This window comes from Maribacter hydrothermalis, assembly GCF_001913155.1.
Classification (GTDB): Bacteria; Bacteroidota; Bacteroidia; order Flavobacteriales; family Flavobacteriaceae; genus Maribacter; species Maribacter hydrothermalis.
Window position 1 is genome coordinate 623122 of record NZ_CP018760.1, and the last position, 14688, is coordinate 637809.

The following is a 14688-nucleotide window of genomic DNA, read 5'->3' on the forward strand; positions in this document are numbered from 1 at the left end:
TAACAGATTTTTATCTGAGTATTACAATACCTAAAGGTGGAATCGTAATTTCAATAGACTTTTTATGCCCGTGTGACGGCTTAGTGGTAGTTTTTATTGTCTTATTTAAATTTCCGCCGCCGCCGTATTTTTTATCATCACTATTTAATATTTCTTTAATTTTTCCTTTTTTTGGTATCCCAATTCTATAATTTTCTCGTGGTACCGGTGTAAAATTACAAGCAATAATTAAATCGTTCTCTTTATCATGCCCTTTACGAATATAGGTTAATATAGAATTTTCATGATCGCTGTAATCTATCCATTGAAAACCTTCGGGACTAAATTGCTTCTCGTATAACGCTGGCGAACCTTTATATAAATGATTTAAGTCTTTTACAAAATCTTGAATACCTTTATGACCTTCGTACTGCAATAAATGCCAGTCTAAACTTTGCTCAAAATTCCATTCTTCCGTTTGCCCAAATTCACCGCCCATAAACATCAGTTTTGTGCCTGGATGCGTGAACATATACCCAAATAATAGCCTTAAATTGGCAAATCGTTGCCATTCATCTCCTGGCATCCTATACACTAAAGACTGTTTACCATATACAACCTCATCGTGAGAAAAAGGCAACATAAAATTTTCTGTAAATGTATACGTCATACCAAAAGTAAGATCATTCATATGATGCTTTCTATATATGGCTTCTTTCTTAAAGAATTGTAATGTATCATGCATCCAACCCATCATCCATTTCATACCAAATCCTAAGCCACCAAACTCAACCGCTTTGGAAACCCCTGTAAACGCAGTTGATTCTTCTGCAATGGTCTGCACACCTTCAAAATTCGAATATACCGCCTCATTCAATTCCCTTAAAAATGATATCGCTTCTAAATTTTCATTATTGCCATACATATTTGGTTCCCATTCACCATCTTCTCTAGAATAATCTAAATATAGCATAGAGGCAACTGCATCTACACGCAAACCGTCTATATGGAACTGATCTAACCAGAATAAGGCATTACTAATTAAGAATGCCCTAACTTCATTTCTACCATAATTAAAGATTAGACTTTTCCAATCGGTATGGTAACCTTTTCTTCTATCTGGATGTTCATATAAATTAGAGCCATCGAAAAAACCAAGTCCATGCGCATCTTCTGGAAAATGCGAGGGTACCCAATCTAAAATTACACCAATATCATTTTGATGAAAAGTATCTACCAACAATTTAAAATCTTCTGGTGCACCAAATCTAGATGTAGGCGCAAAATATCCTGTTAGTTGATAACCCCAAGACGGATCATACGGGTACTCCATTACAGGCATAAACTCCACATGGGTATACCCCATTTCCTTTACATAAGACACCAAGTCTTTTGCAAACTCTTTATAGGTCAAAAACTTATTTTCAACATTTTTCTTCCATGATCCCAAATGTACTTCGTAAACGGAATAGGGCTTGTCCAATCCATTCTTATCTTTTCTATAGCCCATCCAGGCTTTATCTTTCCACGTATGTTCCGAAGTCCATATTATGGATGCCGTATTGGGCGGATGCTCACAATATTTAGCAAATGGATCAGCTTTTTCTGTCCATATATCGTTATTGTTAGATTGTATTTTGTACTTATACACCTCGCCTTTGCCAACATTGGGTATAAAACCTTCCCATATACCACTAGAATCCCATCGAACATTTAATTGATGCTCCTCAACATTCCAAGAATTAAAATTTCCAACAACTGAAACAGATTTTGCCGAAGGTGCCCATACCGCAAAATATGTTCCGGCCACACTATCAACTTCTATTAAGTGTGAGCCTAGCTTTTCATAAAGTCGATAGTGCTTACCACTTTTAAAAAGGTCTATGTCAAAATCTGTAAATAAAGTATGAACTATTACGTTAGGCATATAAAGGTTTCGTTTTTGGTAAAGCTAATCATCTTTTATAGATGGTCACCTTTGATTATTTTTTATTGAAAATATATCAAGTAATATCCGATTTATATCTTTAAATACCAAAAATGGAACGCTTTTTGAATCATCATCACAATATTCTATACATAAACCGAATAACAATATTATTATGAGAAAACTGAACTTATTATTAGGCGTATTAATAACTATATTTTTAATTTCCTGTGAAGGCCCACAGGGACCTGCTGGTTATGACGGATTTGATGGTCTTGACGGATTGAATGGTGCAGACGGTGCGGATGGAGTTAACATTTTAGGAAAGGTGATGGATATAGAAGGTACTTTTACCTTGGATAACGATTATTCAATCTTCTATGAATTTCCTCAAAGTGTTGAAGTATTTGAAACAGATGTAGTACTTGTGTATCTTTTATGGGACGAAACCGTTGATGGTAATGGCGATTTAGTAGATATTTGGAGATTAATGCCGCAAACAAGAATATTAGACCAAGGGCTTCTTCAATACAATTTTGATCATACTTTTTTTGATGTCAATATTTTCTTAGAATCTGATTTTGATTTAGCTACCCTGCCTGCCGGCGACACGAATAATCAAGTATTTAGAATTGCTGTTTTACCAGCTGAATCTACAACGGGTAAATTGGACACTTCAGATATTAATTCAGTAATGGCACATTTAGGTGTTACTGAAGAAAACGTTCAGAAAATAAAATTGGATTAACTTTTATATAAAAAGCACTTAAACTAAAGCCTTTGATTTTTTTCAAAGGCTTTTTTTAGTCACCTATTTTTAAAACCTTATATTAAAGATTACGTAAATAGCATACCTTGAAAGGACTTTAATAGAATACCGACAAATTAAAAAAATTGAAAAATGAAAATAAATATTGTAATTGTACTTTTAGTACTTTTTGTAAGCTGCAAAGGTACTTCTCAAGAAAAAGAAATAGTGACCGAAAATAAGGTTGAACAGAAAAAAGAATTTGTTGTTCAAAAAACAAATGCTGAATGGAAGAAAGAATTGACTGATGCTCAATATTATGTATTACGTGAAGCTGCCACTGAAAACCCTTTTACTAGTGAACTTTTAAAAAACAATAAAAAAGGCACTTATGTTTGCGCAGCATGTGCTACTCCATTATTTAAAAGTTATACAAAATTTGATTCTGGTACCGGATGGCCAAGTTTTTATGAAGAAATTGAAGGTAATGTAGCGTATGATGTGGATTATAAAATTGGTTACAAAAGAACTGAAGAACATTGTGCTACTTGTGGCGGGCACTTAGGCCATGTATTTGAAGATGGTCCAGAGCCAACCGGTTTACGCCATTGCATAAATGGTGTTGCCTTAAACTTTGTCCCTGCCGAATAATTTGTCCGATTATTAATAAGTACAGAGGCTTTTTGGGCCTCTGTTTTATTTTCATCTTTTCTTAATTACCTCTTTACATAGACAAGAAATTATCATAAATATCACAATATCAATTTAAAGGTCATATTTTAAAATCCTACTTAAAATTTGGATTTCGTTTCGTACTTTTACACCTCAATAAAAACTACAAAAATCAAAATATGAACACTTTCGACATTATTGTTCTAGGTAGTGGTCCTGGTGGATATGTAACCGCTATCAGGGCTTCTCAATTAGGTTTTAAGACCGCCATTATAGAAAAAGAAAATCTTGGAGGCGTTTGCTTAAATTGGGGTTGTATACCTACCAAAGCCTTATTGAAATCTGCACAAGTATTTGAGTACCTGAAACATGCAGATGATTACGGTATAAAAGTGGACAATGTCGATAAAGATTTTGATGCTGTTGTTAAAAGAAGTCGTAGTGTTGCAGACGGAATGAGCAAAGGTGTCCAGTTCTTAATGAAAAAGAATAAAATTGAAGTTATCAACGGCTATGGTACTTTAAAACCTGGCAAAAAAATATCGGTCAAAGCTGAAGATGGTACAGTTACCGAGTACAGTGCTAACAACATTATTATTGCAACTGGTGCTAGAAGTCGCGAGTTACCTAGCTTACCACAAGATGGTAAAAAAATTATAGGGTACAGAGAAGCAATGACCTTAGATAAGCAACCTAAGAAAATGATCGTTGTAGGTAGTGGAGCAATAGGTATTGAATTCGCTTATTTCTATAATTCTATGGGAACAGAAGTAACTGTTGTTGAATATTTACCAAATATTGTTCCTGTTGAAGACGAAGATGTATCCAAACAATTAGAAAGAAGCTTTAAAAAAGCCGGTGTTAAAATTATGACCTCGGCAGAAGTTACTTCCGTTGACACTTCTGGCTCTGGTGTTAAGGCCACAGTTAAGACTGCAAAAGGTGAAGAGATTTTAGAAGCCGATATTGTCCTTTCTGCTGTTGGTATTAAAACTAATATTGAAAACATAGGTTTAGAAGATGTTGGTATTGCTACTGACCGCGATAAAATTTTAGTAAACGATTATTACCAAACCAACATACCTGGTTATTATGCAATCGGTGATGTAACTCCAGGGCAGGCGCTAGCACATGTTGCTTCTGCTGAAGGCATATTATGTGTTGAAAAGTTAGCGGACATGCATGTTGAACCATTAGATTATGGCAATATCCCTGGATGTACGTATTGCTCTCCAGAAATTGCTTCAGTTGGTTTAACTGAAAAACAAGCAAGAGAAAAAGGTATTGAAATTAAAGTTGGTAAATTCCCATTTTCTGCTAGTGGAAAAGCAAAAGCTTCCGGCGCATCAGACGGGTTCGTTAAAGTTATTTTTGACGCCAAATATGGCGAATGGTTAGGTTGCCATATGATTGGAGCTGGTGTTACAGACATGATTGCTGAGGCAGTTTTAGGTCGTAAGCTAGAAACTACCGGTCATGAAGTATTAAAAGCTGTTCACCCACACCCTACTATGAGTGAGGCTGTTATGGAAGCAGTTGCGGCAGCGTATGATGAGGTTATCCATTTATAATATATCAATAAATTTAAAGCATGTTAAAATTATTTCGAGCAACGGCAATTTTAGAAGGAATCTCATATTTGGCGTTGTTCGGGGTAACCATGCCATTAAAATATTGGGCAGAAATTCCTGGTCCAAATAAATTGGTTGGTTACGCCCATGGTGTGCTATTTATTGCTTTTATTGTACTTACCTTAATAGTAGGTCTTAAGCACAAATGGAGCATTAAAAAGTTATTTATTTTCGGGATAGCATCACTATTGCCATTCGCTACTTTTTATGTTGAAGAAAAATATTTAAGAACTGAAGAAACTACTTAAAATTCTGCAGAAGCAGAAAACTTATTAATCTTTCCATCGAAACTACAAACGTACAATTCGTTATTGGCATCAATCCCGAAAGACGAAATACTTAATCCTGTTTCTAATAATAATTTGTTATTACCGGCTTGATCCAAAGCCCAAATTCTACCAGAAATAAAATCGCCGTAGATATAGTATCCTTTTAATTCTGGCAATTCATTGCCCCTATATACATAACCACCCGTAACAGATTTATCATTAGCACTGTGGCCGTATTCATAAAATGGTTCAATTAAACCGTCCGTATCACAATTAGTTTCCAGGTAACAAGAAGTACCTTCAAGAATATTCCAACCGTAATTACCACCTTTCGCTATCAAATTAATTTCCTCTTTCTCATCTTGGCCTACATCAGCGGTCCAAATTGTATTTGTTTGCAAATCAAAACTAAATCGCCATGGATTTCTTAATCCGTATGCATAAATCTCACCTCGCGCATTTTCATTTTCTACAAAGGGGTTATCCGTAGGTATAGCATAATTTAGATTAGCATCTTGACTGTCTACATCAATACGTAATATTTTTCCAAGTAAATTTTCTAAATTCTGAGCATTACCGTCCGGATCACCTGTTCCTCCGCCATCACCAGAGGCTATATATAAATAACCATCGGGACCAAAAGCCAATTGACCACCATTATGGTTTGTTGCCGGTTGAGGAATTTCTAATAAAATTGTTTCACTAGGCTCGTTTACCATATTAGCATCGGTTTCCGATACTTTAAAACGAGATACGACTGCTAAACCCTGGCTTGGGGTATAGGTAACATATAAAAAACCATTGGTCTTATAATCCGGATGAAATGCAAAACCTAAAAGCCCTAATTCACTTGCTGTTGCAATTCTTGAAGATATATCTAAAAATATTGAAGTTTCTTCCTCAGTGGTATCATTATTAAACACCTTAATTACACCACCTTTCTCAGCAACAAAAATTCTATTAGAGCCATCGAGAGGAGATTGCAAATCTAAAGGGTTTGAAAAAGTTAAATTTGGAAATGCACTTATTAAAGTGATGGAGTCATCAACTATAGGAGCTAGTGCAAGTTCATCTTTATCACTACACGATAGTATTAAAAGAGCACATATATTAAATAAAATGAAACTAATTTTTTTCATAGTTGATGAGATTTACAACTATGTACGTAATAGGCTTACTATGTAGATGTTAAGAAAATGTTGCAATTAAAATAAAAAACTCTCAATAGCTAAATCGTAGCTTTTTAATCCAAAACCAAGGATAACGCCACTAGCTGGTGCAGAAATGTAAGAGACATGTCTAAACTCTTCTCGCCTATGGGTATTGGAAATATGAACCTCAATCACCGGAGTTGTAACTGCTTTTACAGCATCACCAATACCAACTGAAGTATGGGTGTATGCCGCAGCATTTAAAACAATACCATCATATGTAAAACCTATTTCCTGAATTTTTGAAATTAGCTCACCTTCAATGTTAGATTGAAAATATTCTAGCTCAACATCTTTGAATTTAAATTGAAGTTTTGAAAAGTAATCTTCAAAAGTTTCGGCTCCATAGACCTCTGGCTCTCTTTTTCCTAAAAGATTTAAATTAGGGCCATTTATAATGATAATTCTCATATATCAAAAATAGCAATTGTTGACCTACAAAACATAAAAAAAATAATGGACCTTTCATGAAACTGGGTCCTCAGTGACTTTTTATATAAAAATGAACTTAATGAATTAAATATATTACGATTATTGTAGTAAATTAACGACGCGTTCTATACTTTGGTTCAAAATTATATACAATACCAAGGGTTAAAGTATTCCATGAGGATTCTTCTAATTCAATAGCTGTATAAGAAAGGTTGACTTCTACACTAGAACTCATTAAAAATGCAATAGTTGGTCTATAATATAAACCACCTTCAACATTATCACTTACCCCAAAAGCATAACCTACGTTACCACCAAATGAAAAATCGTTTGAAGTCCAAAAGCGCAAGCCTGCCGAAACTGGTGCAAATTGTACTGGTTTTAAATCACTACGTACTTCGAAAGACTGAAAAGTTTCTGCAAACCCATGAATAAAACCTACTGCAGGCCCAATGTCTACAATCTCCCCTAAAGGATACATATATGAGACATCTGCACCTACAACGACACTAACTGCATCATTAAAATCATTAAACGGAAGTCCCGCTTGTATTCCCATCTTAAACCCTTCTTGGGCAAAAATCTGGCTCGTAAAAGTGGTCAATACTATTAACAACAAGGTTTTTTTCATGCTTAATGTTATAAATTTCATTAGCATAGAACGCATTGAAACAGTAAATAGTATATAACAAAAGGGTATAAAAAAAGGGAACATAGTTCCCTTTTTACATTCAAAAGTATGTAACGCTTATTCAATTACATATCTAATACCAATACCAAAAGCACCTATTTCGTTAGTCAAATCTCCTAAACCAATAAAAGGTCTCCAATCAAAAGAAAATGCTAAAGGCACATTATTAATTTTATAATCAAGGCCTGCAACTGGTCTTAATGCAATTTCAGAACCTATACCGTCTCCAAATAATAAAATTGAAGGCCCCGCTCCAGCAAACCATTTAAGACCATCTGCACCAGAAATTGCACCATGGTACTCATAAAGCGCCGTAATCGTAGTTAATCCAGATTCGAACATTAGCTCTGCTTGCCCAGCATGCTCTTCTGCAAAAAAGTATTTGGCACTTGGCCCTACTAAAGTTGCGCCAGAAAATACATCTAATCCTAAACCTGCTGCAAAGGTGTAATCTGATTGGGCATTTGAAACATTTGCCCCTAAAACCACAGCTACTACTAAAAATAATAATTTTTTCATTTTGTTGTTTTTTAATGTTAAGTGTTATTCTAAAAAAGGATTGCTTTTTAAACTGACTTTAAGAAGTCGATTTAATGATTTGTAAATGTATTAATTTAACATTAAACCCAACATACCAGAAAACCAGTATTTAATACCATTTATACTTAATTATATAATAAATATAACAATTATCTTTAAACCATGAATTGGAAACATGCGCTAAAAGATTATACCGTATATCTTAAATTAGAAAGAGGTCTATCTAAAAACTCAATACAAAGTTACACACAGGATATTGAAAAATTAATGTTCTTTTTAAGTAGTAACTCTATAGCCGTGACGCCTCTTAAAATAGATAAAGAAATTGTTCAACAGTTTATTTATGATATTGCTAAAAATGTAAATCCAAGGTCACAAGCAAGAATAATATCAGGCCTTAAAAGTTTTTTTAATTATTTAATTTTTGAAGATTTACGAAACAACAATCCGTTAGATTTAATTGAATCCCCAAAAATAGGCAGAAAACTACCCGATACTCTTTCTGAAAATGAAATAGATAAATTGATTCAAGCAATTGATTTAAGTACCAATGAAGGAGAACGCAACCGTGCCATGCTTGAAACTTTGTATGGCTGTGGTCTTCGTGTATCTGAATTAATCGACCTTAAACTGTCTGACCTTTTTTTCGATGAAGATTTTATAAAAGTTACTGGTAAAGGTGACAAACAACGATTTGTACCCGTAAGTGATATTAACAAAAAATATATAAACATCTATAGAAACGAAATTAGGGTTCATTTAAAAATCAAAGAAGGATTTCAAGATATTTTATTCTTAAACAGAAGAGGTAAACAATTGACACGAGCCATGATTTTCACCATTGTAAAGAATTTGGCTGTTACAATTGGGTTACAGAAAAATATTAGCCCACATACTTTTAGACATTCTTTTGCTACTCATTTATTAGAAAATGGTGCCGACCTAAGAGCTATTCAACAAATGTTAGGGCATGAAAGCATTACGACCACAGAAATATATATGCATGTAGATCGGTCGCATTTAGCAGAAGTCATGAACAATTTTCATCCAAGAAAAAATCATTAGAATTTCCATTTACTACCAATAGTATACACTGCGGGCATTTGTAACTTAGTTTCACCAAAAGCGCCAATACTGGCATTGTTTAATTGAACATTGCTTCTTACCTCCAACATAAAATTTTCACTAACATCATACCCAGCACCTGCCACAAAACCAAGACGATACGGAACAGGGGCTTTCCCTTCATCTTCGGTGGCTACTTCAACTTCCATTCCCGTAAATAAGTATAGCTTATGGTTTAAATAAAATTTACTAACAAAGTTTGTTCTAAACCTTTCCGTCAATAAATAAGTATCATAAAACCCTTGCAATTCTAATTGAATTGATCTAGAAATTCCATATTGAATAGTAAATGACTTATGCACTTCTCCAATTGCACTAACTGGGTAAGCATGACCAGAAATATATAGTTCATTTACTGATGAATTTGAAGATTGCGGTGGTTCTTCAATTGTTTGTCCTATTAAATTAAAAAAACATAAAAGGGTTACACCAAGAACCAATATTTTCATAGGACAAATTCTAATTATAGAAAATAAAATCCTACAAAAGATATTTTAAAAATTATACATTCAGAAATAGTTCATTAAACTTTAACTCCATTTTAAAACTAATAGAATTATATTTAATCTTTAAATTGACTATAATCTCTTTTAAAGGGTCTTATAATTAATCGTGCCTCACGATCAAACCTTATATAATTATACACCCAATTGACAAAAACTACCATTCTATTTCTAAAACCGATAAGAAAGAACAAATGGACGAACATCCATACAAACCAAGCAAAAACACCTTGAAATCTATACCCTTTTATGTCGCAAACGGCTTTATTTCTACCAACTGTAGCCATACTACCTTTGTCATTATAAACAAACGGTTCCATGGGTTTATGTTCTAGTAATTTAGTTAAATTTTGACCTAAAAGTTTGCCTTGCTGAATTGCCGGTTGTGCTACCATTGGGTGCCCATATGGATTTTCTTTTGTAGTCATACACGCAATATCCCCAATAGCAAATATCTCAGGGTAGCCAATTACTTGGTTAAATTCATTAACATTAAGTCTGTTTCCACCTGCAATTACACCTTCGCCTTCCAAGCCTTTAATTCCTGCTCCTTTTACGCCTGCAGCCCAGACTACAGTGGCTGCTTCAAACTTTAATTCTGTTTTTGTGGTAACAGTTTTACCATTATAACCAGTAACACGAACTCCTTTCCAAACTTGAACTCCTAATTTTTCCAAAAAATCTTCTGCTTTTTTAGAAGCTTGAGCACTAAATCCTGGCAAAAGACAATCACCGCCTTGTACAATATTAATTTGTGCTCTTCTAGTATCTAAATCAGGATAATCTTTTGGTAATATACCCTTTTTAATTTCAGCCAATGCCCCAGCTAACTCCACTCCTGTTGGGCCTCCCCCAACAATTACAAAATTCATTAAAGCATCTCGTTCATGATAATCATCTGTCAATAATGCCTGCTCAAAATTTTCTAAGATCAGACTTCTAAGATTCAGAGATTGCGGTATAGACTTCATTGACATTGCATTTTGCTCAATTTCCTTATTTCCAAAAAAATTAGTTTCGGAACCTGTAGCAACAACTAAATAGTCATAATTTAATTCTCCAATACTAGTATTAATTTTTTTGGAAAAAGGGTCTATATTCTCAACTTCAGCTAATCTAAAATAAAAATTATCATACCCAATAAGAACCTTACGTAAAGGATAAGCAATAGAATCTGGCTCTAAACCACCTGTAGAAACTTGATATAGTAAAGGTTGAAAAGTGTGATAGTTATTCTTATCTATCAATACAACTTGTACTTCCTTCTTACTTAATTTTTTAGCTAAGGAAATTCCGCCAAAACCACCACCTATTATTACAATTCTAGGATAGCTTGAAAGTGGTATATTCATAATATTTTACTTGGGCGCAAAATTAAACAAATGTGTATCTACTTTAAAATAATATTCTGTTTTTAGTATATTTAAGGTCTAACTCAAACAACACCTAAAATGCAAAAAATCCTATCCCTATTTGTAGTAATGAGTATTTCCATTTCTACAATAAATGCACAAAAGAGCGAGAAAGATATTCTCAAAAATCTTGAACAAAAAAGCGAAGACTATGGAACTATAGCTCAAAATATTTGGGAATTAGCGGAAATGGGTTACCAAGAAGAAAAAAGCGCTGCTCTTTTGCAAGAAACATTACAAAATGCAGGTTTCACTATTAAAAAAGGTGTAGCTGGTATCCCCACAGCTTTTATTGCTGAATACGGTAGCGGTAGTCCTGTTATTGCCATTATGGGCGAGTATGATGCCCTACCCGGCCTTTCGCAAAAAGCGGTTGCCGAAAAAGAATCGGCTGGTAAAGCAGCAGGCCACGCGTGCGGACATCACTTGTTTGGAACAGCCTCTACAGCTGCGGCAATTTCAACGAAAGATTGGTTAGCAGCAAACAAAATGCAAGGTACCGTTCGTTTTTACGGAACTCCAGCTGAAGAGGGTGGATCCGGTAAAGTATATATGGTTCGTGAAGGACTTTTTAATGATGTAGATGTAGCTTTACATTGGCATCCTGGAGCGCAAAATGCAGCCAGTGCTGGTGCAGCTTTAGCTAATAAATCTGCAAAATTTAGATTTTATGGAGTTTCAGCCCATGCTGCTGCATCACCGGATAAAGGACGTTCTGCATTAGACGGTGTCGAAGCTATGAATATGATGATAAATATGATGCGTGAGCATATACCTCAAGAAGCGAGAATTCATTATGTAATTACAGATGGTGGAAAAGCGCCGAACGTTATTCCTGATTTTGCTGAGGTATATTATTACGCTCGTCACAACAGACGTGATGTAGTAATTGATATTTTTGACCGTATGGCAAAAGCCGCGGAAGGTGCTGCTTTAGGTACAGGCACAACTATGGATTATGAAATGATCGGTGGTACTCATGAGCTATTACCAAACCTTACATTACAAAAAATTATGCATGACAATTTATCTAAAGTTGGAGGAATGGAATATACTACGGAAGAAAAGGTCTTTGCCGATAATATAGCAAAATCTTTAGGTCAAGATAAAGCAGACCTTGATACCGCTAAAAATGTACAACCATATAAAACAGAGGCAAAAGCTTTTGGCTCCACGGATGTAGGTGATGTAAGTTTCACAGTACCAACTGTTGGTTTTAGTACTGCTACCTGGGTGCCTGGCACACCCGCGCATAGTTGGCAAGCTGTTGCTGCCGGCGGTACATCAATAGGTAACAAAGGAATGATGATAGCTGCAAAAACATTAACTATGACCGCCATAGATCTATTCAAGGATAAAAAACTAATTGAAGCCGCTAAAGCTGAATTTTTACAAAAAAGAGGCGCGGATTTCAAATATATTCCGCTCTTGGGCAATAGGGCGCCAGCCTTGGATTATAGAAAGTAAATTTACATCGTAATAGATTTAAAAAGTGCCAAGTTAAACTTGAGCACTTTTTTTATGTTATTCTAAAATTATTGTAACATATAAACCCTTTTAGAGACTAATCTTTTAGAACTACCAACCAAAAGTGAATAAAAAACTTGAACACAAATTTGTGACCGAGCTACAGGACAATCAAAACATTGTCCATAAGGTATGTACGTTATATACAAACGACCGTGACTCTCATAACGATCTGTTTCAAGAAATTACAATACAATTATGGAAAGCATATCCCAAATTTAGAGGAGATGCTAAATTTAGTACTTGGATGTATCGTGTTGCTTTAAATACAGCTATAACCTTATATCGCAAGAACAAAAAACGAATTGATACCGCTGATTATGAATCTATCATTTTTAAGGTAAAGGCAGATGAATATGATGAGACTGAAGAAATACAATTAAAACTAATGTATAAGGCCGTTAAACAATTAGGCGATGTTGATAAAGCTTTGGTCTTTTTATACTTAGAGGATAAAAATTATACCGAAATATCCGATACTTTGGGTATTTCCGAGGTAAATGCACGTGTGAAAATGAACCGTATTAAAACGAAATTAAGAACAATTTTGAATCCATAGGCGTATGACGGATGAGCTGGAATTATTAAAAAAAGATTGGCAAAAGAAGGAATTTAATGTTCCTAAACTTAGCTATGAAGATATTCATAAAATGATATGGAAGAAATCCTCCTCTATTGTAAGGTGGATACTAATCATTAGTATTCTAGAATTTCTGCTTCCACAACTTCTATATCTTTTACCTTCAATGAGAGAAGGTATGGAGATATATAAAAATATCGGAGTTGCTAATTATTTATTTGGACTTTCAATTTTAACTTATGGAGTTGCCATTTATTTTATATTTCAATTTTATCGAAGATTTAAAGAAATTTCTGTCTTAGACAACTCCAAAAATTTAATGCGTAAAATCATTAGAACAAGAAGAACAGTTAAACACTATGTTATTTTTTCACTATCTATGATCATGGTGACCATAATTATTATGATTATTGGAGTTTATTTGAACGATAATATTTCCCAAGCTTTTCCTGAGTTGAAAGATGGGTTAAAAAATGTGTCCAATGAAAAATTGAAAGTGACCGTTATGTTATCAATAGGTATTTTTGGAGTAATACTTACCGTTTTTATGGGCGGAATTTACTTTCTCCTATACGGATTACTACTTAGAAAATTAAAGAAAAACTATAGCGAACTTAAGCAGTTAGAAATTTAAGAATTTTTAAATTTACGTTGATTATTCTCTTCTTCATAGGCCAATAGATCTGCTTTAGAAATTACCTTTAAAAAAGAAGGGTGTTGTTCTATTGCGTATTCTAGCTTTTCAATAATTGACTCTGAAGATTCATTTTCATAATCTATTTGCAATGGTTCTTTTATAACCATAGATTGCAGAATTCCCTTTTTCTTTATACGTAATCCTTTTTTATCAAATGAACGCCTAAAACCATCAATTACAACAGGTACCACAACTGGCTTGTATTTCTTTATAATATGTGCGGTACCTTTTCTTAAAGGTTTCCAAGGCGTGGTTGTTCCTTGGGGAAAGGTTATAACCCATCCATCATTTAAAGCTTTACCTATATTAGAGATATCACTCATTTTAACCTGTCGCTTTACATCTTGCCCCTCTGCTCTCCATGTTCTTTCTACACTAACCGAACCAGCATAAGCCATAATTTTGGTCAGCAAACTTTTTTTCATAGTTTCGGCTGCCGCAACATAATACATGTTCAATTTTGGTTGCCATATATAACCTAAATTTTTAATGGAATCTTCACGTCCACTTAAACTTGCATTAAACACATGAAACATGGCAACCACATCTGCAAAATATGTTTGATGGTTACTTACAAATAAAACATTTTTATCAGGCAAGTTTCGTATAATATCCGATCCTTCAATTTCTAACGTATTAAAACGCTTATAACGCTGATGCGACAGCACGGCCAAAATACGAATTAGCCATTTTTTTATAAATAAATTATGCCCGAAAGGGTTTGTCTTAAATAATCCCATAGAA

The 14688-nt window shown here is 34.2% G+C and carries 16 protein-coding genes; 8 read left to right on the forward strand and 8 right to left on the reverse strand.

Annotated elements, in window-relative coordinates; all coding sequences use genetic code 11:
* Positions 1-10: 10 nt before the first annotated feature.
* The gene (gene glgB, locus BTR34_RS02745) at positions 11-1906 is read right to left on the reverse strand and encodes a 1,4-alpha-glucan branching protein GlgB (RefSeq protein WP_068484169.1); all 1896 of its coding nucleotides are present in this window, start codon (positions 1904-1906) and stop codon (positions 11-13) included.
* A 175-nt stretch (positions 1907-2081) separates the two neighbouring features.
* Between glgB and BTR34_RS02750 the strand changes: the two genes are divergently transcribed.
* The 4 genes from BTR34_RS02750 to BTR34_RS02765 all read left to right on the forward strand — a co-directional run bounded on the left by BTR34_RS02750 (position 2082) and on the right by BTR34_RS02765 (position 5205).
* Positions 2082-2654, forward strand: a complete 573-nt coding sequence (locus BTR34_RS02750; RefSeq protein ID WP_068484167.1) for a collagen-like protein — start codon at positions 2082-2084, stop codon at positions 2652-2654.
* Between the two features lie 153 nt (positions 2655-2807).
* Positions 2808-3305, forward strand: coding sequence for a peptide-methionine (R)-S-oxide reductase MsrB (msrB, locus tag BTR34_RS02755; protein ID WP_068484165.1), 498 nt, complete (start codon positions 2808-2810; stop codon positions 3303-3305).
* A gap of 200 nt (positions 3306-3505) precedes the next feature.
* A complete protein-coding gene (gene lpdA, locus BTR34_RS02760; RefSeq protein ID WP_068484163.1) occupies positions 3506-4897 on the forward strand; it encodes a dihydrolipoyl dehydrogenase in 1392 nt (463 codons plus the stop codon).
* A gap of 20 nt (positions 4898-4917) precedes the next feature.
* Complete coding sequence (locus BTR34_RS02765) at positions 4918-5205, forward strand: DUF3817 domain-containing protein (protein WP_068484162.1); 288 nt, start codon at positions 4918-4920, stop codon at positions 5203-5205.
* On the opposite strand, the gene BTR34_RS02770 is transcribed toward BTR34_RS02765, so the two are convergent.
* The 4 genes from BTR34_RS02770 to BTR34_RS02785 all read right to left on the reverse strand — a co-directional run bounded on the left by BTR34_RS02770 (position 5202) and on the right by BTR34_RS02785 (position 8079).
* On the reverse strand, positions 5202-6365 hold the full coding sequence (locus BTR34_RS02770) for a PQQ-dependent sugar dehydrogenase (RefSeq protein ID WP_068484160.1): 1164 nt from the start codon (positions 6363-6365) through the stop codon (positions 5202-5204). The genes BTR34_RS02765 and BTR34_RS02770 overlap by 4 nt on opposite strands.
* 66 nt (positions 6366-6431) lie before the next feature.
* A complete protein-coding gene (gene aroQ, locus BTR34_RS02775) occupies positions 6432-6848 on the reverse strand; it encodes a type II 3-dehydroquinate dehydratase (protein ID WP_068484158.1) in 417 nt (138 codons plus the stop codon).
* A gap of 133 nt (positions 6849-6981) precedes the next feature.
* Positions 6982-7500, reverse strand: a complete 519-nt coding sequence (locus tag BTR34_RS02780) for an outer membrane beta-barrel protein (protein WP_068484244.1) — start codon at positions 7498-7500, stop codon at positions 6982-6984.
* A gap of 117 nt (positions 7501-7617) precedes the next feature.
* The gene (locus BTR34_RS02785) at positions 7618-8079 is read right to left on the reverse strand and encodes a hypothetical protein (RefSeq protein WP_068484156.1); all 462 of its coding nucleotides are present in this window, start codon (positions 8077-8079) and stop codon (positions 7618-7620) included.
* 183 nt (positions 8080-8262) lie between these two features.
* On the opposite strand from BTR34_RS02785, the gene xerD reads away from it, so the two are divergent.
* Positions 8263-9165, forward strand: a complete 903-nt coding sequence (gene xerD / locus BTR34_RS02790) for a site-specific tyrosine recombinase XerD (RefSeq protein ID WP_068484154.1) — start codon at positions 8263-8265, stop codon at positions 9163-9165.
* Here the strand turns inward: xerD and BTR34_RS02795 are convergent.
* Together BTR34_RS02795 and BTR34_RS02800 are read right to left on the reverse strand one after the other, a co-directional pair.
* Positions 9162-9674 (reverse strand): hypothetical protein, encoded by a 513-nt coding sequence (locus BTR34_RS02795; protein WP_068484153.1) that lies wholly within the window; start codon positions 9672-9674, stop codon positions 9162-9164. The genes xerD and BTR34_RS02795 overlap by 4 nt on opposite strands.
* A gap of 113 nt (positions 9675-9787) precedes the next feature.
* Positions 9788-11080, reverse strand: a complete 1293-nt coding sequence (locus BTR34_RS02800) for an NAD(P)/FAD-dependent oxidoreductase (RefSeq protein ID WP_068484151.1) — start codon at positions 11078-11080, stop codon at positions 9788-9790.
* A 99-nt stretch (positions 11081-11179) separates the two neighbouring features.
* On the opposite strand from BTR34_RS02800, the gene BTR34_RS02805 reads away from it, so the two are divergent.
* From BTR34_RS02805 to BTR34_RS02815, 3 genes are all read left to right on the forward strand, one after another.
* Positions 11180-12607: an amidohydrolase gene (locus tag BTR34_RS02805; protein WP_068484149.1), complete on the forward strand. Its 1428-nt coding sequence runs from the start codon at positions 11180-11182 to the stop codon at positions 12605-12607.
* 124 nt (positions 12608-12731) lie between these two features.
* Positions 12732-13226: an RNA polymerase sigma factor gene (locus BTR34_RS02810; RefSeq protein ID WP_068484147.1), complete on the forward strand. Its 495-nt coding sequence runs from the start codon at positions 12732-12734 to the stop codon at positions 13224-13226.
* A gap of 4 nt (positions 13227-13230) precedes the next feature.
* Positions 13231-13881, forward strand: coding sequence for a hypothetical protein (locus tag BTR34_RS02815; RefSeq protein WP_068484145.1), 651 nt, complete (start codon positions 13231-13233; stop codon positions 13879-13881).
* On the opposite strand, the gene BTR34_RS02820 is transcribed toward BTR34_RS02815, so the two are convergent.
* The gene (locus tag BTR34_RS02820; protein ID WP_068484143.1) at positions 13878-14684 is read right to left on the reverse strand and encodes a lysophospholipid acyltransferase family protein; all 807 of its coding nucleotides are present in this window, start codon (positions 14682-14684) and stop codon (positions 13878-13880) included. The genes BTR34_RS02815 and BTR34_RS02820 overlap by 4 nt on opposite strands.
* Between the last annotated feature and the right edge of the window lie 4 nt (positions 14685-14688).

Coding starts and splice junctions, on each gene's coding strand:
- BTR34_RS02820 (WP_068484143.1), bottom strand. CDS start 14,684: ATGGGATTATTTAAGACAAACCCTTTCGGGCATAATTTATTTATAAAA.
- BTR34_RS02770 (WP_068484160.1), bottom strand. CDS start 6,365: ATGAAAAAAATTAGTTTCATTTTATTTAATATATGTGCTCTTTTAATA.
- xerD (WP_068484154.1), top strand. CDS start 8,263: ATGAATTGGAAACATGCGCTAAAAGATTATACCGTATATCTTAAATTA.
- BTR34_RS02800 (WP_068484151.1), bottom strand. CDS start 11,080: ATGAATATACCACTTTCAAGCTATCCTAGAATTGTAATAATAGGTGGT.
- aroQ (WP_068484158.1), bottom strand. CDS start 6,848: ATGAGAATTATCATTATAAATGGCCCTAATTTAAATCTTTTAGGAAAA.
- BTR34_RS02785 (WP_068484156.1), bottom strand. CDS start 8,079: ATGAAAAAATTATTATTTTTAGTAGTAGCTGTGGTTTTAGGGGCAAAT.
- BTR34_RS02815 (WP_068484145.1), top strand. CDS start 13,231: ATGACGGATGAGCTGGAATTATTAAAAAAAGATTGGCAAAAGAAGGAA.
- BTR34_RS02780 (WP_068484244.1), bottom strand. CDS start 7,500: ATGAAAAAAACCTTGTTGTTAATAGTATTGACCACTTTTACGAGCCAG.
- msrB (WP_068484165.1), top strand. CDS start 2,808: ATGAAAATAAATATTGTAATTGTACTTTTAGTACTTTTTGTAAGCTGC.
- BTR34_RS02765 (WP_068484162.1), top strand. CDS start 4,918: ATGTTAAAATTATTTCGAGCAACGGCAATTTTAGAAGGAATCTCATAT.
- lpdA (WP_068484163.1), top strand. CDS start 3,506: ATGAACACTTTCGACATTATTGTTCTAGGTAGTGGTCCTGGTGGATAT.
- glgB (WP_068484169.1), bottom strand. CDS start 1,906: ATGCCTAACGTAATAGTTCATACTTTATTTACAGATTTTGACATAGAC.
- BTR34_RS02805 (WP_068484149.1), top strand. CDS start 11,180: ATGCAAAAAATCCTATCCCTATTTGTAGTAATGAGTATTTCCATTTCT.
- BTR34_RS02795 (WP_068484153.1), bottom strand. CDS start 9,674: ATGAAAATATTGGTTCTTGGTGTAACCCTTTTATGTTTTTTTAATTTA.
- BTR34_RS02750 (WP_068484167.1), top strand. CDS start 2,082: ATGAGAAAACTGAACTTATTATTAGGCGTATTAATAACTATATTTTTA.